21 protein-coding genes are annotated in these 20,947 nt (G+C 53.4%); 10 read left to right on the forward strand and 11 right to left on the reverse strand.

Translation table 11 applies throughout. The annotated features are described in order from the left end of the window. Positions 1-166 precede the first annotated feature (166 nt). A complete protein-coding gene (locus DNI29_RS19495; protein ID WP_123823329.1) occupies positions 167-1,570 on the forward strand; it encodes a DNA-methyltransferase in 1,404 nt (467 codons plus the stop codon). Here the strand turns inward: DNI29_RS19495 and DNI29_RS19500 are convergent. The 3 genes from DNI29_RS19500 to DNI29_RS25370 form a co-directional block, all read right to left on the reverse strand. Then, positions 1,567-2,373: an SfiI family type II restriction endonuclease gene (locus DNI29_RS19500; protein WP_110979819.1), complete on the reverse strand. Its 807-nt coding sequence runs from the start codon at positions 2,371-2,373 to the stop codon at positions 1,567-1,569. The two genes, DNI29_RS19495 and DNI29_RS19500, sit on opposite strands and share 4 nt — an antisense overlap. A gap of 1,361 nt (positions 2,374-3,734) precedes the next feature. Then, complete coding sequence (locus DNI29_RS19505) at positions 3,735-4,379, reverse strand: hypothetical protein (protein ID WP_110979820.1); 645 nt, start codon at positions 4,377-4,379, stop codon at positions 3,735-3,737. A 23-nt stretch (positions 4,380-4,402) separates the two neighbouring features. Next, positions 4,403-4,615 carry a helix-turn-helix domain-containing protein gene (locus DNI29_RS25370; RefSeq protein ID WP_110979821.1) on the reverse strand — a complete coding sequence of 71 codons (213 nt, stop codon included), beginning with the start codon at positions 4,613-4,615 and terminating at the stop codon, positions 4,403-4,405. Positions 4,616-4,876: 261 nt separating this feature from the next. On the opposite strand from DNI29_RS25370, the gene DNI29_RS24255 reads away from it, so the two are divergent. Then, the gene (locus tag DNI29_RS24255; RefSeq protein ID WP_123823330.1) at positions 4,877-5,215 is read left to right on the forward strand and encodes an IS1/IS1595 family N-terminal zinc-binding domain-containing protein; all 339 of its coding nucleotides are present in this window, start codon (positions 4,877-4,879) and stop codon (positions 5,213-5,215) included. 41 nt (positions 5,216-5,256) lie between these two features. Here DNI29_RS24255 and DNI29_RS19520 read toward each other — a convergent pair whose 3' ends face one another. The 4 genes from DNI29_RS19520 to DNI29_RS19535 all read right to left on the reverse strand — a co-directional run bounded on the left by DNI29_RS19520 (position 5,257) and on the right by DNI29_RS19535 (position 8,669). Continuing rightward, positions 5,257-6,252: a tyrosine-type recombinase/integrase gene (locus DNI29_RS19520; RefSeq protein WP_110979823.1), complete on the reverse strand. Its 996-nt coding sequence runs from the start codon at positions 6,250-6,252 to the stop codon at positions 5,257-5,259. Between the two features lie 469 nt (positions 6,253-6,721). After that, complete coding sequence (locus tag DNI29_RS19525) at positions 6,722-7,171, reverse strand: AAA family ATPase (protein ID WP_110979824.1); 450 nt, start codon at positions 7,169-7,171, stop codon at positions 6,722-6,724. 33 nt (positions 7,172-7,204) lie between these two features. After that, the gene (locus tag DNI29_RS19530) at positions 7,205-8,134 is read right to left on the reverse strand and encodes a hypothetical protein (RefSeq protein ID WP_123823331.1); all 930 of its coding nucleotides are present in this window, start codon (positions 8,132-8,134) and stop codon (positions 7,205-7,207) included. 106 nt (positions 8,135-8,240) lie between these two features. Further along, the gene (locus tag DNI29_RS19535; protein ID WP_110979826.1) at positions 8,241-8,669 is read right to left on the reverse strand and encodes a BLUF domain-containing protein; all 429 of its coding nucleotides are present in this window, start codon (positions 8,667-8,669) and stop codon (positions 8,241-8,243) included. Positions 8,670-8,820: 151 nt separating this feature from the next. On the opposite strand from DNI29_RS19535, the gene pncA reads away from it, so the two are divergent. The 3 genes from pncA to DNI29_RS19550 all read left to right on the forward strand — a co-directional run bounded on the left by pncA (position 8,821) and on the right by DNI29_RS19550 (position 11,255). Next, positions 8,821-9,411: a bifunctional nicotinamidase/pyrazinamidase gene (gene pncA, locus DNI29_RS19540; protein ID WP_110979827.1), complete on the forward strand. Its 591-nt coding sequence runs from the start codon at positions 8,821-8,823 to the stop codon at positions 9,409-9,411. Positions 9,412-9,501: 90 nt separating this feature from the next. Further along, positions 9,502-10,596 (forward strand): mechanosensitive ion channel family protein, encoded by a 1,095-nt coding sequence (locus tag DNI29_RS19545; RefSeq protein ID WP_238388154.1) that lies wholly within the window; start codon positions 9,502-9,504, stop codon positions 10,594-10,596. Positions 10,597-10,700: 104 nt separating this feature from the next. Next, positions 10,701-11,255, forward strand: coding sequence for a GNAT family N-acetyltransferase (locus DNI29_RS19550; protein WP_110979828.1), 555 nt, complete (start codon positions 10,701-10,703; stop codon positions 11,253-11,255). Between the two features lie 90 nt (positions 11,256-11,345). On the opposite strand, the gene DNI29_RS19555 is transcribed toward DNI29_RS19550, so the two are convergent. Then, complete coding sequence (locus tag DNI29_RS19555) at positions 11,346-12,080, reverse strand: SDR family oxidoreductase (protein WP_110979829.1); 735 nt, start codon at positions 12,078-12,080, stop codon at positions 11,346-11,348. A 310-nt stretch (positions 12,081-12,390) separates the two neighbouring features. Between DNI29_RS19555 and DNI29_RS19560 the strand changes: the two genes are divergently transcribed. Then, positions 12,391-12,924 carry a hypothetical protein gene (locus DNI29_RS19560; protein ID WP_123823332.1) on the forward strand — a complete coding sequence of 178 codons (534 nt, stop codon included), beginning with the start codon at positions 12,391-12,393 and terminating at the stop codon, positions 12,922-12,924. Positions 12,925-13,558: 634 nt separating this feature from the next. Beyond that, positions 13,559-15,076 (forward strand): malate:quinone oxidoreductase, encoded by a 1,518-nt coding sequence (locus DNI29_RS19565; protein WP_110979831.1) that lies wholly within the window; start codon positions 13,559-13,561, stop codon positions 15,074-15,076. A 149-nt stretch (positions 15,077-15,225) separates the two neighbouring features. Here the strand turns inward: DNI29_RS19565 and DNI29_RS19570 are convergent, their stop codons facing one another. Both DNI29_RS19570 and ctlX read right to left on the reverse strand, forming a co-directional pair. Continuing rightward, a complete protein-coding gene (locus DNI29_RS19570; protein WP_110979832.1) occupies positions 15,226-16,329 on the reverse strand; it encodes an SPL family radical SAM protein in 1,104 nt (367 codons plus the stop codon). Between the two features lie 112 nt (positions 16,330-16,441). Continuing rightward, positions 16,442-17,365, reverse strand: coding sequence for a citrulline utilization hydrolase CtlX (gene ctlX, locus DNI29_RS19575; protein WP_110979833.1), 924 nt, complete (start codon positions 17,363-17,365; stop codon positions 16,442-16,444). Positions 17,366-17,638: 273 nt separating this feature from the next. Between ctlX and DNI29_RS19580 the strand changes: the two genes are divergently transcribed. Next, positions 17,639-17,995: a phosphoribosylpyrophosphate synthetase gene (locus DNI29_RS19580; RefSeq protein WP_110979834.1), complete on the forward strand. Its 357-nt coding sequence runs from the start codon at positions 17,639-17,641 to the stop codon at positions 17,993-17,995. A gap of 35 nt (positions 17,996-18,030) precedes the next feature. Continuing rightward, entirely contained in the window at positions 18,031-18,609 is a 579-nt protein-coding gene (locus DNI29_RS19585) for a DUF1003 domain-containing protein (RefSeq protein WP_110979835.1), read from the forward strand. A gap of 467 nt (positions 18,610-19,076) precedes the next feature. Here the strand turns inward: DNI29_RS19585 and DNI29_RS19590 are convergent, their stop codons facing one another. Beyond that, on the reverse strand, positions 19,077-20,090 hold the full coding sequence (locus tag DNI29_RS19590) for a zinc-dependent alcohol dehydrogenase family protein (RefSeq protein ID WP_110979836.1): 1,014 nt from the start codon (positions 20,088-20,090) through the stop codon (positions 19,077-19,079). 354 nt (positions 20,091-20,444) lie between these two features. On the opposite strand from DNI29_RS19590, the gene DNI29_RS19595 reads away from it, so the two are divergent. Then, positions 20,445-20,879: a hypothetical protein gene (locus DNI29_RS19595; protein WP_110979837.1), complete on the forward strand. Its 435-nt coding sequence runs from the start codon at positions 20,445-20,447 to the stop codon at positions 20,877-20,879. The last annotated feature ends 68 nt before the right edge of the window (positions 20,880-20,947 follow it).

Here is a 20,947-nt window from a genome sequence, read left to right on the forward strand (position 1 = left end):
AGGCCCTGTAAGTGTTTAGGTAATTGTTGTTAAACTTCATGACAATACTCCTTATTATAGTGCTAACAATGTTAGTTGAAAAAATTGTTGCTAATATGTTTGTCATGCTAGTAATAGTTTTCTTAATGATATCAAATAAAAGATAATCTTTAATGGCTGGAGTGTTATGTTGGAAGTTTTGCTAAAAAAATTAGTATTATATTTACCGTCTCAGCTAATGCTAAGGATTAGCGATATAGCTTTGCAACGTACTTTTGATACTATGAGAAAGAGAGTTTTGCCAACCATCTTTGGTACTGACCGATGGGAGACAATAATTGCAAAGGCGGATCATTCTGGCCAAAACTATGGCGTTTTCGTTGGGGACGCTCTATCAACGTTACAGTCATGGCCATCCGATTGCGTTAACACTTGTGTTACTTCGCCACCTTACTGGAGTGTCCGTGATTACGGCCGCGAAGGGCAGATTGGGCTAGAGGACGATTTGCAAGCTTATATAAAAGCTTTGGTGACAGTACTTAGTGAAGTCAAAAGGATACTAACACCTGAAGGAACGGTATGGCTAAACTTAGGTGATATATATCTTAACCAAACCAGAGCAAACAGTCCATCCTGGCAAAAGAATAAACAGTTAGCATTGCTCCCTTTTAGAGTGGCTATTGCTTTGCAAGAAGATGGCTGGCTGATAAGAAATTCAATGGTCTGGCATAAGCCTAATGCTATGCCTTCTAGTGTAAGAGATCGGCTTACAAATACTTGGGAGCCTGTTTTCTTATTGACTAAAGAGGAGCAATATTATTTTAATCTTGATGAAATACGCGTTCCTCATAAAACGGATGATGGAATAGAAAAAGAGCGTGCCTTAGCTGGTGAAGCCCAAGGCAAGGCTCAAGGCCAGAATGAACTCAGGCAGTGGCTTAATTCTCCAAGACACCGTGCCACAATCGATGGGCTGAAGGAAGTCAGGCGGCGACCTAATGCGCCAGTAGCAGTAGAGTTAGCCGCCTACTTGCAGGCCGCAGCCAAAGCAAAAGGGGTTTCAGTAAAATGGGTTGCAGAACAGTTGAGTCAACCTTTTGAGAGAGTGCGGCATTACTTCCGCACTGATGTAATAGGGTCTAGAGTGCCACCTGAAGAGACTTGGGAGCAACTAAAAGATCTACTGGATCTAGGTACCGAGTTTGATGAGGCGATGGAAGTAGCAGTAGGGGATAACATATTTCGTAATCATCCAAATGGCCGCAATCCGGGTGATATGCAAAGCTTCTCCCTTAAGGCTGCTTCTTCTATTCACTTTGCAGTTATGCCTGAGGAACTGGCTAACTGGTGCGTTAAGGCTACTCTACCACCTGAAGGGATTTGTCTAGATCCATTTATGGGCAGCGGCACAACAGGAAGAGTTGCCTTAAAAAATGGGGGGCGCTTCCTAGGGATAGAACTACGTGATGACTACGCAGAAGAGGGCGCTAAAACGCTAGCGGAACCGACCCATGTTAAAAAAAGGAAGCCAGCTAAATCTAAAAAGAAACCTGTTGAAGGCCCGCTATTTGATCAGCCTAATCTACACTAACGTCCAATGAAGTCGAAACTTGTTTGGCTTTCTTGTCCATTAATATCACAGTCCCTCCATAGGGGGGTAGTGTAAGGATGGTCATTAGTGAAGTAAAGAGACTGCAGCCGCCATGCGCACATTTTTTTCAATTGAGTGAAGTACACTCGTATTCGAGGGTCCTCCTGTCGTGCTGTAGAGTGCTTGCCTTGCCCCCAAAACCCTATTTCGGGCGAGGGGTTGTATCTATCCTTCAATCGTTGGTGTGGGATAGCTAAAGCATAGATTGCTTTTAGTCTCCGATAAGGAGGAGTTGAAGCATCCCGAATATCACTGTAGTAGAAGTGGATGAACGCAGACGTAGTCACAGCAATCAATTCATTTGCAGACTGAGTATTCACAGTCATATGAGGCGGAACACCAGCTTTCAGTGTAACGACTTGGCCATTTGAAATAAACTCAGCATTCATCGGTAGTTGTGATTGCTGAAGAGTATCACGGTTATTCTCAGTTGAAGCCTTTGCATCAACTAAAAGCACTTGAGGAAACATGCCAAACGAAGTCGGTAACCACCTAACACGTTTGTAGTCAATGAATCCAGCAAATCGCTTGTTGATTGGATATAACTCAGCTACCTCCAATGCATATTGAACAAGATCCTCTGTCAGCACAATTATTTCTGATTTGCTAGTTGCAGGAGTGTTCTCGAATATATCTCTTGCCTCTTTGGAGTACTCTTGCATAGCTTGTACAAGGACCCTTAGTGTCTGTTTCTCAATAAGCTCTATTTCATCGTCAGTGATGAGGCGATAATCCTGATTCATATTTAAATACTAGGTAGTGTCAGGCAAGGATACTACAAACTTTGCGATAGAGAATGACAAAAAGACTAAGAAGTCTTTAAGAATTTACGTCCGATTGATAGATATGGTGATGTTGGAAAATAGTGGTCAGGTGATATAGTAGATGTGGGTACATTCGTGATCGACCAAGATGCAGCAAACGTAGATCAATTAGGCGAAGGTGTATTCAAAGACACAGCGCCGATCTAACAGCACAAACCATGTTAGTAGGGGCCGACTGCTTATCTGTCATATGCGACCCATATATGCCTACTCAAATCGACAGAATATAGCGTTTGGGGCCGTTGTAAATTTGTGCCCCTCTAGGCCGCAATATTCGAAGATGCGCGTACTTATCTAGACGCTCTGACTATCCCACAGATTGTCGCCGTAATGAGCGCATAGCCGCGCGTGACCCAGTCTAAAGCATTTAACTGGGTTCAGTTGTTACCACAGGCCCAAGTGTAGCCAGCTACACCGCTGTCCGGAATGTAGACTGCGGCGGTTCTCATTAGTAGTTCGTGCGACACACTTAAAGAAAGACGTTGAACATGAACAGTAACTTGCACAACAGTAACCAAGAACACTCAGCGCAGCATAAGCCCGTAACCAGTTGGCGAATGCTGACCAGGCAAGGGCTCATTAATTGAGTATGGTCAGGTGCACAACAGTCAGGATGCAGCTGGTGGAACAATATTACGTGAGCTACTGTGATGCTAAATGTCTCACTCAATAGTGACTTGGTGGGATACCTAAAGAATAATCTATTGTAGAGTGGAACAAAATATATGTGTGTTTACGCAACGATATATACTTGCCCTATGGCTTGGGCCAACTGAGCAGGCTACGATGCCACTACGGCTATATTCCTAGTGTAAAATCACAATCCTGTTTTGTAGAGTGCAACTGGTCATTGACTGACTACCCTCCGCTTTCTATCTCTAAACTGCTTTAAATCTCGGTAGCAAGGGACGTATCTTGCTGTCTTTGATGAGGCTAGTACCTAATGTTGTGGTCCCCTTTATATGCTAGCCTTTAATTGTTATAGAGCAATGTGCTACTCAACATTACCAACTCCTATTCTCCAGCTCATTACTATCTCAAGCTTTTAGAATGCACTGCATTCCGTTCGCGAAGCGAACGTGATTACTTCTTTTTTTCTTTTTCTTTTCTTTTTACTTTACTTATGTTGGGGCTTATTACCCAAGGCATAGGTAATTTTACTAAGCCATTAAGGTATCATTACCTATGCCTTGGGTAATATTACCTATGTAGCTTGCTAATAAAAAAGGCTTAGGTAATAATACCCAAGCCTTTTTATTGTTCAATTACATGATGTCTACCTAAAGATTCAAGACGCCATCGTTATTCAAAAATGTCGCAAAAATCGTACTCGTCGTCCTCATCAATATCGATTGGAATAGTTTTTTTAAACTTTTATCAATATTGCTATCTTCATTTATTGTGACTTGCGATTCCCTTATAAGCATTGATTTGAATTTATGCATATAGTCAAAAAAAGCTATTCTCTTCTTGTATCTTAAATAACCGGACTTTTGTTCTAATGCTTCGTGTTGTATAAAGGATTTGTAACGCGCTTTTAAAATCAAAAAATCAACTTCGAAATACACTTTTTCAGTTGCTCCTCTTTTTATTTTTTTTAATATTTTTTTATTTACTAAAGCATCCGTTACTTTTCGTATTGTTTTGCTTGAAAAGCCTAGCCTTTTTTCTAGAGTACTATTAGAATGAAAGAAGGCTATTGTGCCTTTTTGTAAAAAAAGGTTTCCCATAGCAATAAAGTATTCTAATACTGCACATTGCGTTTGTTTGCCTACCCCTATATTTAAGATATCATGACGGTAGTCCTGAGCGCTAGTATAGTAATATGCATAAGGAAAATCTGTGGCATTCCCCAAGGCCTTTTTTGTTCGGTCAGCAGCAGCTCTGTTGGTTTTTAGCTTATTGTAGTAGGCAAGCTTTTCCATGGTTACGAATGTTGTGTTTGGCCTTAAAAAGTAAGAGAGTCAAGGCTTCTTTTAATGTGCCGCTCCATGAAGGCGTCCAAGTCCGAAACCCGATAAAACACCCGTTTACCAGGCCTATATGACGTTATGATGCTTCTGCTTGTCCATTCTCTTAGGGTAGGGGCAGGTATTTGGCCCAGGTATTCCCTAGCTTGTTCAAAATTCAAAAAGTGGTTGAGGAGGCCCTGATGATTCATATGAGTGATTTTAGAGTTTGCTGGGGTAGTAAACTCTATTGGTGTTTTTCATCCGAGGGCAGTGGTATAACTTGATTAAGTTGGTATTTGAATAGTTATATTATAAGTTTATATTTAGTGTATCTGTATAGATTTATTCATATAAAAATATTTTTTTAGGCAAGGATAATTATTGACGAATAGTAGGTGAAAACGTTGGTTTACACTAAATTTTCATAGATACTATTCAGCAAAAGGCTGTTCTACGACTACCTTAGGTTCATGAAGCGTATAGCAAATATCTTCAAGGAAGATCCCAAAAGGTGTCCAAAATGCAAAAGTGATAAGCGTTGTAAAAACGGATTCAACTACGGACGCCAACGTTTTCGATGTGCTAATTGCCGATATAACTATACAGTGAGCTATCAAGGATATAGCCAGGAGCTAAAAGTTGAGGTACTGGATTTTTATCAACTCAGGCAGGAGCTAATCGAAGAAGGTAAGACGCCAAAGCGCAAGGGCAAAGAGGGGGGCTCTATAACTTTAAAAGCAATTGGGGGCGTGTATGGGGTGAGCGATGTTACAGTTCTTAATTGGGTTCGTAAAGAGGGGATAGAGTAGATATAAAAAAAGGAGCCTGCATAGGCTCCTTTTTGTTGTGCTTATTGGTTTAGATAACGGTTCAGCTTTTCTATTCCATCTTCCCTGGCTCGGTCTACCACTTTAGCATACCTTAAGGTCATGCCTATACTTTTATGGCCCATTAATTTACTTGTAGTATTGATATCAACCCCTGCACTTTGTAGCATAGTGCCGAAGGTATGGCGCGAAGAATGGTAAGTAAAGTTTTCGCCTGTAAGTTTTCGCCAGCGTTCAATATATCGCTTCGTTGTAGTACGACTCTTTAGGAGAAATACTTTTGCATGTCTGTCACATAGATCATGCATTGACTGCTGCCGCTGTAAAATTCTCTCTGCATCGGCATTAAGAGGAATACGGACAGTCTCTCCAGTTTTTACCTGCTCCTTTACAATAGTGCCTAGCCTTCGCCCCATCCTATCCTTGCTATAATATATGTCGCCCCAGGTAAGTGTTTCTATATCACTTAAACGAAGGCCTGTATTACAGCAAAATAGGAAGGCATCCGTAAACCAACTGGGTATACCTTCACTGTTTGCAATAATGTTATCAAGTTGTTCCTTCGACAGGAACTTGGGAGCGGCCTCCTTTCCTCGGACCTTCTTGATGTTAGAACTGGGATTTACTGCAATGATTTTATCCCGTACCGCGCTATTGAGGCATGTGGTAATAACCCCCATATAGGTGCAAACAGTTACGTCCTGGATATGTAACTGCAAATATTCTTGAAAGCGGCGTAACCACTCTTCGGTGATATTACCGAAGGCGAGCTTGCTGCCTGCAAAGTTTATGAGATGTTTTCGAGTGCTTTGCCACACAGCTGTGCGTGTAACTGCTAGCTTATCGAAGTACTGGATGAAGGAGGCTTTCTTATCCTCTTTTGCTGGGAGATTATGTTCCTGCAATAAGAGCTGTTGCTCCTTTTCTAAGCGTAGAAACTCAGCCTTTTTATAGGTTTCCTCATATGCGCGGCGCTTAAGTAAGTCTCGACTTTTCTCATCACCTGGGACAACATGCATATTGAGTGTTTCAATGTGTCGTTCACCATGTTGATAGTAGTCGAGGCGTAAGGAAGCCTTGCCTCCCTTGAGGGTTTTTTTCTAATGTAAACGCGGGCCACGTGATAGATTTTAGACAGTGAAACTGAATCAAATCAAGTAACCACAGCTCCTTAAAAATGCTGCAATGGTAACCGGGTTACTAGACGGTTACTATTATGCTATAACTAACCATAAAAACCTATCACTAAAAAAGTCCGAAGATTTAGCTGCTATAAAACAAAAAAACGGCCTTACGCCGCTTTAAAGCTGGATTTAGAGATGGGTGGTTATGGTTACTTATGACAAGTAAATCTGATCGTTTACAGGGGGACTAATTATGATGATATTAGGCCCTTGGATAACACAAGCCTAGTGCCATAGGCCCGCCATTCCGAGCGCTGTAGGCTTTTTATTCAATTATTTAACGAAGCTATAACTGACCTGAATATCAGGCCTTGTCCTGCCACGGCGCAACCGTGAATTCTTGGTCTTCAGCTACGCGCACAAAGTACAGTTCGTCGAAGCCTTCGGGGTAGCCAGGAAGCTCTAGGCGGTTGCGCGTGGCCCGAATACCAACCTCCGGCACTTGCCGGGCCACCGGCCGCTCCAAGTTGCGAACCAGTGCCTCCGCCGCTATAGATTGGAAAAAGTAGCCAATTACTCGAAATCCTGCCGCCCGTGCTGGCTCAATGTAACGGGCCCGCTCGGTGGCCGTGGGGTTGGTGTTGTCGATGACGCAGGGCATCTGGGTTTCCAAGCACAGCTCCAGCATGCGTCGCTCCCGATTGCGTGTGCGCAGCAAATCCATGCTGATACGCACATGCGAATGGAAAAAGCGCTGTTGGTAGAAGGTGGATTTGCCCGTGGCCTGAATTCCGCAGAAAACAATCAGTTGCATACTACCCGGTGCAAAACTCGCGGTTGAGGCTTCTCACTTTTTCCGGGCCGTAACCGTGTGCGTGAGCGACTTAAACTGCTCCAGCGCCGCATCGAACTCCTGGCGGGCCAAGCCTTGCATAGCCACGGCCGTGCTGCCAATAATGCTTACCTGCTGATATACCAGCACCCGCTGCCCCTGTAGTTGCGCGTAGCCTTCCGTTTCATACGTCACGAGGTCATTCACCTTCGCCGATGACATTTTGCGCGCCGTGTACCCCATCAGGCCAGCCCGGCGGCTTAGGGCCTGCCGGCTGATATCGGCGGCGGTTAAGGACGGATTGTAGGGTAGCGTAATGATGGTAACCACCGGCTCCAGGCCATAGTCGGCTTTGCGCTGCCCACCTAGGGTGTAGGTGTATTGCCCGCCATGGGCTTCGGCCAGCGCAAACGGCGACTTTTTCTCATCCAGCAGGAAAACCGCTCCCGTCAATGAAGCAGCATCGGCAGCGCCACCTTTCTGGTAGGTGGCCGTGAGCAGGCTCCGGCGCAAGGCCGTAGCGGCAGCAGTATCGGCAGTGGGGTAGCGGGCGTCGAGCAGCACGGCAAAGGTAGAGTCGCCGAACAGCAGCTGCACCGACTGCTGCGCCGGGGTTAGTTGCACTTGGGCCATGCGGGCGGGGTAGGCGCCATTCACTTCTTTAAACTCCAGCACCTTGCCACCACGCGACTCGAAGCGAGCTTGATTGAACCCGGCGGCTTGCCGGTAGTAGTTCCCACCCCTCAGATCATAAACCTGCAGCACGGCCTCGCCCCGCCGAAAGCCCATCAGGCCGGGCGCCGCCGTGAATCCCGCCGGGGGCACCAGCACTACCTGCGTGCCAGGTACGGGGCGGGCAGAACTGCTACCCTGCGCCTGGGCGCCGAACGGCACAGCCAGCAAACTCATCAACCAGAAAACGCGCGGAGTAGAAACGTGTGTCATAAAGCAAGACCCAGCCTGCAACTACACCAACGGCGGCCCAGCTGCTACCCAGGGCCCGCAAGGTAGCTACGAATCTGGGGTAGCCATATGCTTGTGGCCCCTTTGCTCAGAAAGGCAAAGAGCGCGAAGGACGCACCGCGCTAGTCTGGAACTCCCGAATCAGGAGCCACAAAGCCGCATCGGTTAGGGTACGCAGGCAGGCCATGTTTTCCCCGAAGCTGCTGCCAGGCTGCCGCACGTCGTCCACCAGTCCCATCGACCAGCCTGGAAATTGCCGGTGCGTGCTGGGGCCATCGGCCAGCACCTGCACGCCCGTATGGCGACAATCCACCTCGATGCGGCTAAATATAGCGTGCACGGCCTCTTCTGGCCCTTCCAGCACCTGCATGAAACGGCTACCATCATAGAGCAACACGCCCGTAATACCCGCAAGCTGATTGTTGCGGCGCGATTGTTCGAGCAGTCGGCCTAGCTCTGGGGAGGCCAGCGGCGTTACGGCACTGCTCTGGTAAATAAGATGATGTAACGGGTCCATAGGCTAGGGAGTAAAATGATAAAAATAACCTATCTCTAAAAAATACGATTGGAGCCTCAGAAAAGTCATCCTACCAAGGTCCTTAATTGAATTCCCATCTTCCTAATTTGGACCCGACAAGTCTGCTGTTCCTGTTTTTCCGCCGCTGCCGATGAAAGCCCTACTCCTGATTGATATTCAGAACGATTTCCTGCCGGGTGGCTCCCTGGCCGTACCGGGTGGCCACGAAATCCTACCCCTAGTCAACGACTTACAGCCCACCTACGACCTGGTAGTAGCTACCCAGGACTGGCACCCGGCTCAGCACCAAAGCTTTGCCAGCCAGCACCCCGGCCGCCAGCCCTTCGAGCAAATTGACCTGCACGGCCTGCCCCAAACCCTCTGGCCCGACCACTGCGTGCAGGGCACGGCCGGCGCCGAGTTCAGCCCGGCCCTGGATCAACACCGCATCGAGGCTATTTTCCGCAAGGGCACTACCCCCGAAATCGATTCGTACAGCGGCTTCTTCGACAACGGTCACCGCAAAAGCACAGGCCTGGCCGATTACCTCCGCGGGCGCGGGGTGCAGGAGGTTCATCTCTGCGGCCTGGCCGCCGACTTCTGTGTGAACTTCTCTGCCCTCGATGCCCTGCAGGAAGGTTTTCAGGTGCGGTTTCTGGAAGCGGCCACCCGGGCTATTTCGGCGGAGGGCTATGCCCAGGCCCGGCAGGAGCTGCAGCGGCGCGGGGCCCAGATAGGCTAGCCCTACCCCACCGGAGCGGGCTAACCTTTCCGGCGCCTTTGGGGTAGAAAAGCCACCCGGCTGCGGCCCGATACTGCCGAGCCGGTGCCTATGTCTGACTTCTTTTCTGATCTGGAACAGCTGCGCCTAGTTGTGCACGCCATGGGGGTAGTAGCCGGCAGCCTCTTGGCTGGCTGGCTGCTGAAACGACTGGCTTTCTGGCTGCTGGCGGCCTACAACCGCCGCGAGCCTACCCCCCTGGCCGAATCGGTGCTGCGCCACCTGAGCCAGCCCAGCGCCTGGTTTTTCCCGGTGCTGGTGCTCTCGTTCGTGCTACCCCTTACCCGCCTCGAAGACCGCTCTCTGGAGGTAGCCCGCCGCCTCGTGGAAACGGCCCTGCTGACGACGTTTGCCTGGGGACTAGTAAAAACTGTGGACGTGGTAGAGGAGCTGGTGCAACACCACTACCGCCTCACCGACGACGACAACCTGCGGGTGCGCAAGCTGTTCACCCAGCTGCAGTTCGTTAAAAAGCTGGCCGTTACGCTCATTATTTTCGTAGCTACGGCTCTGGTACTCATGAGCTTTGCCACGGTGCGCAAAATTGGCACGGGCCTGCTCACCTCGGCGGGTATTGCCAGCGTTATTGTGGGTTTTGCGGCCCAACGCTCCATCAGCAACTTGCTGGCTGGCTTCCAGATTGCCTTCACCCAACCCATCCGGCTGGATGACGTGCTGGTAGTTGAGGGCGAGTGGGGCCGGGTAGAAGAAATTACGTTCACCTACGTAGTGCTGCGCATCTGGGACGAGCGCCGCCTGGTGCTCCCGCTGAACTACTTTATCGAGAAGCCTTTCCAGAACTGGACCCGCACCACCTCCCAGCTGCTGGGCACCGTGTTCCTGTACACCGATTATACCATTCCAGTAGATGCCGTGCGGGCCGAGTTGCAGCGCCTGGTAGAGGAAAATCCGCTCTGGGACCGGCGCGTTTGCGTGCTGCAGGTCACTGACTCAAAGGAGCGCACCCTGGAGCTTCGCTGCCTAGTGAGTGCCTCTAACTCCAGCCGGGCCTTTGATTTGCGTTGTGCCGTGCGCGAGCAGCTGGTGCGGTTCATTCAGGAGCACTACCCCCACAGCCTGCCCAAAAGTCGCACGCTGGTAGAGGCCCAGGATCAGCCGTTTAGCTTAGCTCCGATAGAAGAATAAGGCAGCAGAAAATTGACTAAAATCCGGCGTTTTCGGCTTATATTTGTAAGTTATGCAGCCGCCGCTGGTACTATTTCCAGAGGAAGTAAGCTGCTCCGTCTTACATGATTCGACTGGAATATTTCACCCCTGGTGATTTCGACCAACTTATTACCTGGATTGACTCGCCCCACCTGCTTATGAACTGGTCGGGGCCTATGTTTAACTTTCCCCTCAACCACGAAAAGCTGGAGTGGTACCTGCAGGACACTAACGAGCTGGGCTCCTCAGATGTATTCATCTTCAAGGCCATTGACACAACCACCGAAACGGTAGTGGGCCATATCTCCCTGGGTAGCATCAGCCAGAAAAACAGCGCGGCCCGCGTGAGCCGGGTATTTATCGATCCGCAGCAGCGGGGCCGGGGTTTTGCCGCCCGCATGCTCACGGAGGTACTGCGCTTCGGCTTCGAACAGTTGCACCTGCACCGCATTGCGCTGGGCGTGTACAGCTTCAACGAGGCCGCCATCCGGGCCTACACCCGCGCCGGTATGCAGCGGGAAGGCTGCTCCCGCGACGTGCTCAAGTACGAAAACGAATACTGGAGTCTGGTGGAAATGAGCATGCTCAAACCCGAGTGGCAGGCCCTGCACCCCGCCGTTGTTTCGGAGGCGGCCTAAGTCCTACCCTCCTTATCCAGCGCAAAGCCCCGAACTGCTATTAAATCAGCGGTTCGGGGCTTTGGCGTTATTGGAGGGGTAGCAACCTGCTTAGCGGTTATTCATAAGCTGGAAACGGGCGTCAATCTGCTCCCGCGAGGCCCGGCGGATCTCTTCAGAGGTTCCGTAGCCAACTTCCTGCTCGCCGGCGGCTAAGCGCTGCATCACGGAGTCCGCAAAATCATTGACGGGCACGCCCCAGGTGTGCAGGCCGGCACCGCCGAGGTCGGTATTCACGGCCGGGGGCACCACTTCAAGCACACTAATGGGGGTAGCGGCTAGCTGGTGCCGCAACGACAAGGTAAAAGAATGCAGGGCCGCCTTGGTTGCGCTGTAGATGGGAGCCTGGGCCATTGGGGCAAACGCCAGCCCCGACGTCACGTTGATAATGGCCGAGTTGGCCTGCTCCCGCAACTGCGGAATAAATAGCGTAGTCAGGTGAATGGGAGCTTCCACGTTGATAACCAACTCCTGCCGGCGGGTTTCCCAATCTTCTTCCTCCGTCAATTGAAAGCGCCGCTGAATACCGGCATTATTTACCAGCACATTCAGCTGCGGAAACTCCTGCCGCGCCCACTCAGCCAGGGCTACCCGGTCGGCGGCCACGGCCACGTCGCAGGCCCGAATGTGCAGGCCCGGCAACTGCTGCTGAGCCTCCCGAAGCTTGTCTTCGCGGCGGCCCACGGCTATTACTGTGCTGCCTGCCCGCTGAAACCGCTCGGCCAGCGCCAACCCTATACCCGAGCCGCCGCCCGTAATCAATACCGTATTTCCAGCCAGATTCATCGTGTGTGTGAGGGGAATGGAGGTGACAACTCACGGCTCGCCTCGAAATAGATGGAACGGGCCGCAAGCTGCTTTCTACGACAAAACCGCGTCGGGGTCTGGGGGTTGCGAGCAGCAACGGCCAAGGCCAGGCGGCAACAACCTGTTAGTCAGCCGCTGGCTCAGAAGACGGAAACCAGCCCCGTATTGTCCTGCGGAGGAGCTTTATATCACAAAAAGCAAATTTTCTGCGGGTTTGCCCCGCACTTTTGTGTACCTTCCCCCCTTCGATGTTCAGCCCCTCAAGCTGCCCTGTCCTGGGTGCCCGCTCATGAAGCACTGCCTCCTTTTACTGCTGCCCCTGCTTAGCGCTGTTTCCGGCAGCGTACAGGCAGCAACGGGCACCCCTACCCCACACGCGTCTTCGGTTCTGCGCAGCAAGGAAGTAGCTGCCGACTTGCGGGCTACTTGGCTGGGCACTCCTCTTAAGCGGTTTAAGCACTTAGTGCCGGAGCGCCGGGCTACGGCCTCGCAGATCAGCTACTTTACCCGCCCCGATGAGGCCCTGACTATTGGGGGCTACCCCGTAACTGGCATCAGCTACGGTTTCTACAAAGGGCTGCTGTGCTGCGTGGAAGTGCGGGTGCTGGGCCCTGTTAACTGCCAGGGCATCTATAGCCTGCTCACGCGCGCCTACGGCCCCAGCCAGGTGGCCGCCACCTCGGCCCAGCAGTGGACTAACCCCCAAGTGCGGCTGCTCTACACCGAAATGCCTAAGGGCTATGCTACCGTAATAGTGGCCAGCACCCCACTAGTGGCGCAATACCACGCTGCCCGGCAGGCCGCCAGCAACGAGGCCGCCTAGCTTTGCGCCCTTAAGCTGGGGTAGCAACTGCTTCACCGCGTTTCGTTTGCTGCATGGAGTTGCCTGTTCCGGTACCATCCTCTGTTTTCCTCGTTCTGCTATTTGCGCTACGCGCTTCCTGAGCTCTATGAAACGCAACGAACTGGAAAACCGTCAGAATTGGGTGGTGTACACCCTAATGACCGTATCGGCCATTATTGCCCTGATAGTTGCTCTGTGGTACCACGCCCACCACTTCTAAGCGCTAGTCTGGGCCTACCCTCCCGTATGGGTTTAACCCTTCGCCTGGCTTTATCTTGCCTGGCCTGGAAAGCCATGAGTGTCCTTTTCGTTTAGCCTGATGGGTAGCTGCCGGCTTACGGCCGGCGCGAGGGCAGCCGGCAGCTTGTACGCAGATATTTTTCCTGACTTGAATCTGCTCCAGGCTGACATGGGCACGGGCGCGGCTACCGCTGAGCCTGCCTCTGATTCATGTATTTACACGGAACGAGGCGGCCTTAGTAGGTGTTAAAATGTATTCTAGCCGGGTGGGCCTGCGGGCGCCTCCGGCGGCGGGGCAAGACACTTTCTTCGGCAACAAAAGCCACCTTTTCCGACTTTCCCCGTACTTCGTAAGTCCTATTTCGAAATACGCATGAGCACTACCGAACCCGCTGACTCCCTATCTGCCGATGTGGTCCTGATTGGGGCGGGCATCATGAGCGCCACTTTGGGCATGATGCTGAAAGAGTTGCAGCCTGATTTGACCATTGCTATTGTCGAGCGGCTCGACGTAGCCGCCGCGGAAAGCTCCGATGCCTGGAACAACGCGGGCACGGGCCACTCGGCTTTCTGTGAACTAAACTATACCCCCGAAAAGGCCGATGGCACGGTTGACATCAGCAAGGCCATCAAAATTGCCGAGCAGTTCGAGGAGTCAAAGCAATTTTGGGCTTACCTGGCCGAAACCTATGAGGTGAAGGAGCTCACCCGCTTCGTGAATCACATTCCGCACCTGAGCTTTGTGTGGGGCGAAAAGAACGTAGATTTCCTGCGTAAGCGCCACGCGGCCCTAACCAAGTCGCCTCTGTTCCAGGGCATGGAGTTTACGGAGAACCGTGAGGAAATGGAGCGGTGGATGCCGCTGGTGATGCACGGCCGCGACCCACAGCAGCCCGTGGCCGCTACCCGCATGGACCTGGGCACCGACGTAAACTTCGGCTCCCTGACCCGCGGTATGTTCACGCTGCTTCAACAAAAGCCTGGCGTTACGTTCCACTTCAATCACAACGTAGAAAAGCTGCGCCAGAAAGACGGCGTGTGGCGCGTGAAGGCCGAGGACATTGCCACCGGCAACTCACTTAAAATTCGGGCGCCATTTGTGTTTATCGGGGCGGGCGGCGGCTCCCTACCCCTGCTGATTAAATCAGGCATTCCGGAGGGTTCGGGCTTCGGCGGGTTCCCCGTGAGCGGGCAGTGGCTGAAGTGCGTGAACCCCACTATCATTGCCCAACACCACGCCAAGGTATACGGCAAGGCGGCCGTGGGCTCACCGCCCATGTCGGTGCCTCACTTGGACACCCGCGTGATTAACGGTAAGCAGGAGCTGCTGTTCGGGCCCTACGCCGGCTTCAGCACCAAGTTCCTCAAAAAGGGCTCCTACCTCGATTTGCCCTTGTCGGTGAAGCTGAGCAACATGCGCCCCATGATTATTGCGGGCCTGAAAAATATTCCGCTCACCAAGTACCTCATCAACCAGGTTCGTCAGTCGCCCAACGACCGCCTGGCTGCCCTGCGCGAGTACCTCCCCGAGGCCCGCGCCGAAGACTGGCAGCTGGAAATTGCCGGCCAGCGCGTGCAGGTTATCAAAAAGCATGAAAAGGAAGGTGGCATTCTGGAGTTCGGTACCGAGGTGGTTGCCGCTTCCGATGGCTCTATAGCCGCACTGCTGGGTGCCTCGCCCGGTGCTTCTACCGCCGTCAGCATCATGCTGGGTTTGGTGCAGCGCTGCTTCCCCACCAAAGCTCAAACGCCCGAGTGGCAGGCCAAGCTCCGCGAAATGATTCCCTCCTTTGGGCAGTCGTTGGCAGATAACCCAGCTCTGGTAGAGGAAATCCGGACGCACACCAGTGCCGTGCTAGGCCTGAAAGTAGCGGCTACCCCTGCTCAGTAGGTTTATCCATAGAATCTTCAACAAAAACGCCCCCTGCTTTTGCAGGGGGCGTTTTTGTTGGGGTTGCAATCAGAACAGCGCTATGGAACGTCGCATCAGGTTAGTCGAAACTTCGCTCAGGCTGCTCTACAGTATTCAACCCTCACAGGCTAGGTCCAGTACAGCAATGGCGCATTGTGGAAGCGCTGCTGCCACTCTTGGTAAAAGAACTCCTTGAGTGTGCGCATGTCGGCGGGTTGGTACACGAATTTGGTGCCGCCGAACTTGTTACGCTTCACGGCCCGGGTGGCTTCCTCCAGGTCGAGGGAGGTGTTAGGATACCACTGCAGCAGCACATCCTTGGAACCCGGCGTAAAGCGGTGGGTGATGCACTCAGCCGTCAGGTCGCAGGGAAAATCGAGGGTAGTGGCCAGCCTATCAAGCAGGTGACGATACTCATCCTGCCAGCCCGGCAGCGGCATAATAGGTGCCAGCACTACCCCCACGGGGTAGCCCCCACCACCTTGCTCTACAGGCAGGGCCAGCTTCCGCAGGGCCTGCAGTCGCGCCTCTACCGAGGCCGTACCCCCTTCCAGCTTCCGGACGGCTGCTTCCGCGTTCAGGCTAAAGCGCGCCCGCGTGCGGCCGTGGTGGGGCAAGCCAAGCAGCGAATCGACGTGGTCGTACTTGCTCACGAAGCGCAAATGCGCCCCTTCACGCTGCCCGTAGTAACGAATGCACTCAGCCAGGGAGCCGGTGAGGTGCTCAATGCCCAGCACATCGGTGTAGCAGCTTACCTCGAAGCTGGTCAGGCGGCCAGGCTGCTCGTAGGCCTGCGTGTTTTCCAGAAGTTGGGGCAGATTGGCAAACACCTTCACCACGGGCGGGCCCGAGAGGCTGCCGGCCAGGTAGCAATACTGGCAGTGCGCCGGGCAACCTTCAGCGAGGTTCATTTGCCAGTCGGCAGACGGGGGGGTAGGCTGCAGCCGCAAGGAGCTGGGCGGGGCACACACCACGGCCAGCGTGCTTTTGGCGCGGCGGTACGTGTCGCGGGCATCTTCGCCGCGCACGCCCGTCAGGCGGTTATTCTTCAGCAGCTCCACTTCCAGTCCTTGAGCCGTAACGCGCTCCAGAATCTGCTGGCCAAAGGGCTGGTCTAGGGCATCGGGGGTGAACACCACGCGCTTGGGCAGCCACAGTTTAGCACTGTGCTGGCGTGGCTCCGGGGTTGGGGCAAGAATATCAAGCGAGGGAAACAGCTGGGTTTGGGTCATAGCTAGTTATAACACCTGCCCGGCTTATATAGCTCCCTCAGCATCAATATTTACCCATTAACAATCAACCAATTACAAGTATTTACAACTCACTAAAACAGCTCTAACCCTCCTACTCCAGGGTCGGCAGAAACACCTCCGCCAGCATGCAGCGGGCACTACCGCCACCAATGGTTTCAATAGTTGGGATGGGTAGGGGAAGCAGCTGAGCGTACTGGCTGAGGGTTTCGCGCTGCTCGGGCCGGAGAGCATCGTAGGCACTTTGCGACATGGCCAGCAACTCGCGCCCCCGTTCGGGCTGCAGCGTAAGCATGTTGCCGGCAAAATGCGCCACCTGCCCCAGCGTGATATCCACCAGCTCGTGCCCGGTGCGCCCCAGCGACGCCACCACCGCGGCCCGCTCCGTAGCGTCCTGAATGCTTTCCAGACACACCACCGCAAACCGGGCGCCAATGCACATCATCACATTGGTATGGTAGATTTCGCGGCCGGCCGCATCGTGGGCCCGGAAGGCAACCGGCTCGTAGCCCAGGCGGGCAGCTACCTCCCGAAACAGAACCAGGCTGGTCCGGGGCGAGAGGCAGGCATAGGCTACGCGGTGCAAGTGGTCGAAGATGATGCTGCCGGTTCCCTCCAGAAACTGTCCCTCCTGCTCGTGCGCCGACAGATCTACCACCTCTGCTACCCGAAACTGCTGACCCAGTGCCTCCAGAATATCGGGGCGGCGCTCCAAACGACGGTTGGGTGCGCACATGGGGTAGAGCAGCACCCGGCCGTCGGGGTGAAGCGTAATCCAGTTGTTGGGAAATACAGCATCGGGGGTATGGGGCTCGGGCGTATCCTCAAACACCAGCACCTGCACCCCGCTGGCGCGCAGCCGGGCTACTACCCCATCAAACTCCGCGAAGGCCCGCGCCTGAATAGTGGCTTCATCCAGACCTGCCAACTGCTGCTGAAAGTGGTTGGAGCGGGCCGTTTCCTCATTGAATGTGAAGCGCGTGGGTCGGACCAGAAAAACCGTGCGGGCTGCCTGCATAATTACCAGAGAGGAAGTGGACGCCGCAAAGAAACGGCTTACAACACAACAACTGTCGGGGCGCGGTCCTAATTCCGGCGGCAGCTTCCTCCGTATTCGTCTCCAGTCCTCCGCATCAGTACGGATTCTGATGGTGAAAACACGCAAAATCATTCTTCCTCAATGCGCTTCGCTTCCTACCCCCGTACATGCTTGCAAGGCCCGGACAACAGTTCCTGCAGGCCCTAGCTCTGGCTTGCTGAGGCTGCCGTGCGCCCACACTGCTCATTTCACATGCCCAATAGTATGCAGGTTAATCGGTTTGACACTTACCTCGACGCGCTAGCCTATCTGCACGCCCAGGGGTACACGCACTCTTTTCAGGCCGATGGTCGCAGCATCCGATGCACGGAAACCGGCCGCCTTTACTCCCCTCTCGATTTGCTGATTGTGTGCTTTCACCGCTTTGAGGGGGATAAGGACATGGGCGATGTTTCGGTCTTGTATGTAGTGGAAACCACCGATGGCGCCAAGGGAACTATCCTCGATGGCTACGGGGCCTATGCCGACGCCGATCTGGCTGTGTTGCTGCGCATGGCGCCCATGAGCGCCCGCACCAAAGGGCAGGGCCTGACAGTTGGCGCGGAGTAGCTTCCGGAATCCTTTATCTGACGCTTTTACTACCTATGGCATCCAACTTACCGCCCCACTCCACTCCCGGCTCTATCCAGCCTGGAATGGCGCAAATCGTGGAGCGTAATATCCGAGAGCTACTAAAGCGCCAACAGCAGGAGGAAAAGCAGAAAAGCTGGCAGGATGCCCTGGCCGACTCGGTTACGGGCTTCACGGGGAGTCTTCGGTTTGTATTTATTCACTTGGGGCTATTCGGTGGCTGGATTATCTGGAACCTGGGCTGGCTGGGGCTCAAGCCTTTCGATCCGTCGTTTGTGGTGCTGGCTATGTTTGCTTCCGTAGAAGCCATTTTCCTTTCCACCTTCGTGCTCATCAGCCAGAACCGCATGGCTGCCCAGGCCGATAAGCGGGCGGACCTTAACCTGCAGGTAAGCCTGCTCAGTGAGCATGAAATCACCCGGCTGCTCATGATGGTAACCGCCATGGCCAAGAAGCTGGATGTAGAGGAAGCCTTGCACCCCGAAATTGCAGAGCTGTCCCAGGATGTGCAGCCCGAGAAGGTGCTCGATACGCTCGAAAATTTCCAGCAGAAGTTTCAATCCTCTGCTTCATCTTCCCAGCCCGGGCAGTAGTAAGTACCCAGGCCACACGCACCTTCTCCTACCCTACCATAAGGCGCCAATGCTCAGAAGGCCGCGTGCAGGAAAGTGCGCCCATTAGCAACCTTGCGCATACACCTCATCCACGAAATCCGGGAAAATAGTAGCTTGCGCGGCCGCTGAGCATCATTGCCCCGGCTGGCTTAGGCCGCGACTTGCCTGTCTGCAGAGGCTTTATTGTAAAGGCCAGTTGCTTCCGCATCTGGTTCTGGCTGTTTTTCAGGCATCTTGCCCCGTTGTGTCACAACAATTAAATATTGCCAAGTTCCGACACAATTATTTGTGTCATGAATAACGAATCTTTATTTCCTTGACACAAACAGGAAAGTATCTGAGCAGATTAGCCATACGGGTCACTGCTATGCTACTTTCCTACCCCCATAAAAAAAGCCATTCCCGCCAGGTGCAGGAATGGCTTTTTACTGTTGAGAAGGGCGGTATTACCCTACCTGCACCACAATTTTGCCGAAGTGCGAGCCGCTGCCCATGTACGCCAGCGCCTCCTTGGCTTGGTCGAAGGCGAAGGTTTTGCTGATGACGGGCTTGAGGCCGTTGCGGTCGAAGGCATGGAACATATCCGTCAGCATTTGGGTGCTGCCCACGTAGATGCCCTGCAGGCGCTGGGTATTGATGGGCAGCATGCCCAGGTTAGGCGCTTCGTCGTTGGGGCCACCCACGGCGCCAATCTGGAAGATGCTGCCCCCGGCCTTCAGGGCTTTGATGGAGCGGGCCAGCTGTCCGGCTACTTCCAGCACGTATGTAACGCCGTGTCCTTGGGTCAGCTCGCGGGCTTTTTCCTCCCAGTTGGGCGTTTCCTTGTAGTTGATAACCTGGCTGGCGCCTAATTCGCGAGCCTGGGCCAGCTTTTCGTTAGAGCTGGAAGTGATGATGGCCTGCGCGCCCATCAGCCGGGCAATCTGCAGGCCGAAGATGGATACGCCACCCGTGCCCTGCAGCAGCACTGTATCGGTGGGGCGCAGCTGGGCCTGTTCTACCAGGGAATGCCAGGCCGTAACGCCCGCGCACGGAAACGCAGCGGCCTCCTCAAAGGAAAACGAATCGGGCACCTTGGCTACGGCTTGCTCCGGGAACGATACGTACTCAGCCAGCACCCCATCGGTGCTGCCTCCCAGAGAGCGGGCAGTTTTTTCGGCCGTAAACGCGCCATCGTGCCAGTCGGGGAAGAAGTTCACGGCCACTCGGTCGCCCACCTGAAAGCGGGTTACGCTGCTGCCAACTTCGGTTACTACCCCTGCCGCGTCGCTGAAGGGGATGAAGGGCAGCTTTTCGCCGGGGTAGCCAAACCAGCCGTTGGCCAGGGCCCAGTCGCGGTAGTTCAGGGAAACGGCCTTCACCTGAATTTTCACTTCATGGTCAAGCACCTGCGGCTCGTCATAATCACCGAGCTTGAAGTTTTCCAGGCTTTTGGGGGCATGCAGCTTATAAGCTTTCATACAGTCAGAGGTTGTGGTAAGCTCTGGACAACCGGCAGCAGGGCCGTTTGTTGGCTTCTCAATAGCCCACAGCGTCTGGCAGGCGCTTACCACATAATACATGCCTCTGCACCGTACAGAAACCTCTTCAGGTAATACAGCAGTGGGCAGCAAACAATCGTTCGGGTATTTTCTTTTTAGCCACCTAGCGGGCAATACCCTCGTATGTTTGTATAGATTCCGAAACACCCGCTTACATCTTGTGCCGGCTGCCTCCAGCACCGGAGTTAGCTTAGTTGCGGAAGTTTCCGGGCCCGGCACTTTTGCCGGCGGCCCCGCCACCTGCCCTCCTTTCTACCTGCTGTCCTCCCCCTTATGAATTCCTTTGAAAACCAGGCGGGTATTCTCCAGCCGATGGCGGCAGGCTATGTCTCGCTTGTCTGGCATCCGGGCCCGGCGCCTCAGGAAGCCATTCAGCAGGCATTTGAGCAGCTGCGGCTGCTGCTTCAGCAAACGGGTTACCAGCGTTTGTTCACCGACCACCGCCTGCTGTCAGCTTACGAAGACGAGCTAATTGGGTGGCTGCTGATTGACTGGTTGCCCCGCGTGGTGCCCACCCGGTTGCTGCTGCGTGTAGCCATGCTAACTTCTTTCAGCCTCGCCGTACGGCCGCAGGCAGCCTACCTCTTACGGGAGGCCCAACTTCGCTACAACCTGAGCAGCCGCTATTTTGCGGCCGAACAGCAGGCCGATGCCCTAGACTGGCTACTGCAGCCTCTGCCGCCCGCTGCTTCAGACGGCCGCCTTTAGGCAACTGGCGGCTGAGGTTGGTTTGCTACCCCTGCTTCCGCCGCGAAGCTGGACCCGCGAGAAAAGAA

This window comes from Hymenobacter sediminis (genome assembly GCF_003231285.1).
Taxonomy (GTDB): domain Bacteria; phylum Bacteroidota; class Bacteroidia; order Cytophagales; family Hymenobacteraceae; genus Hymenobacter; species Hymenobacter sediminis.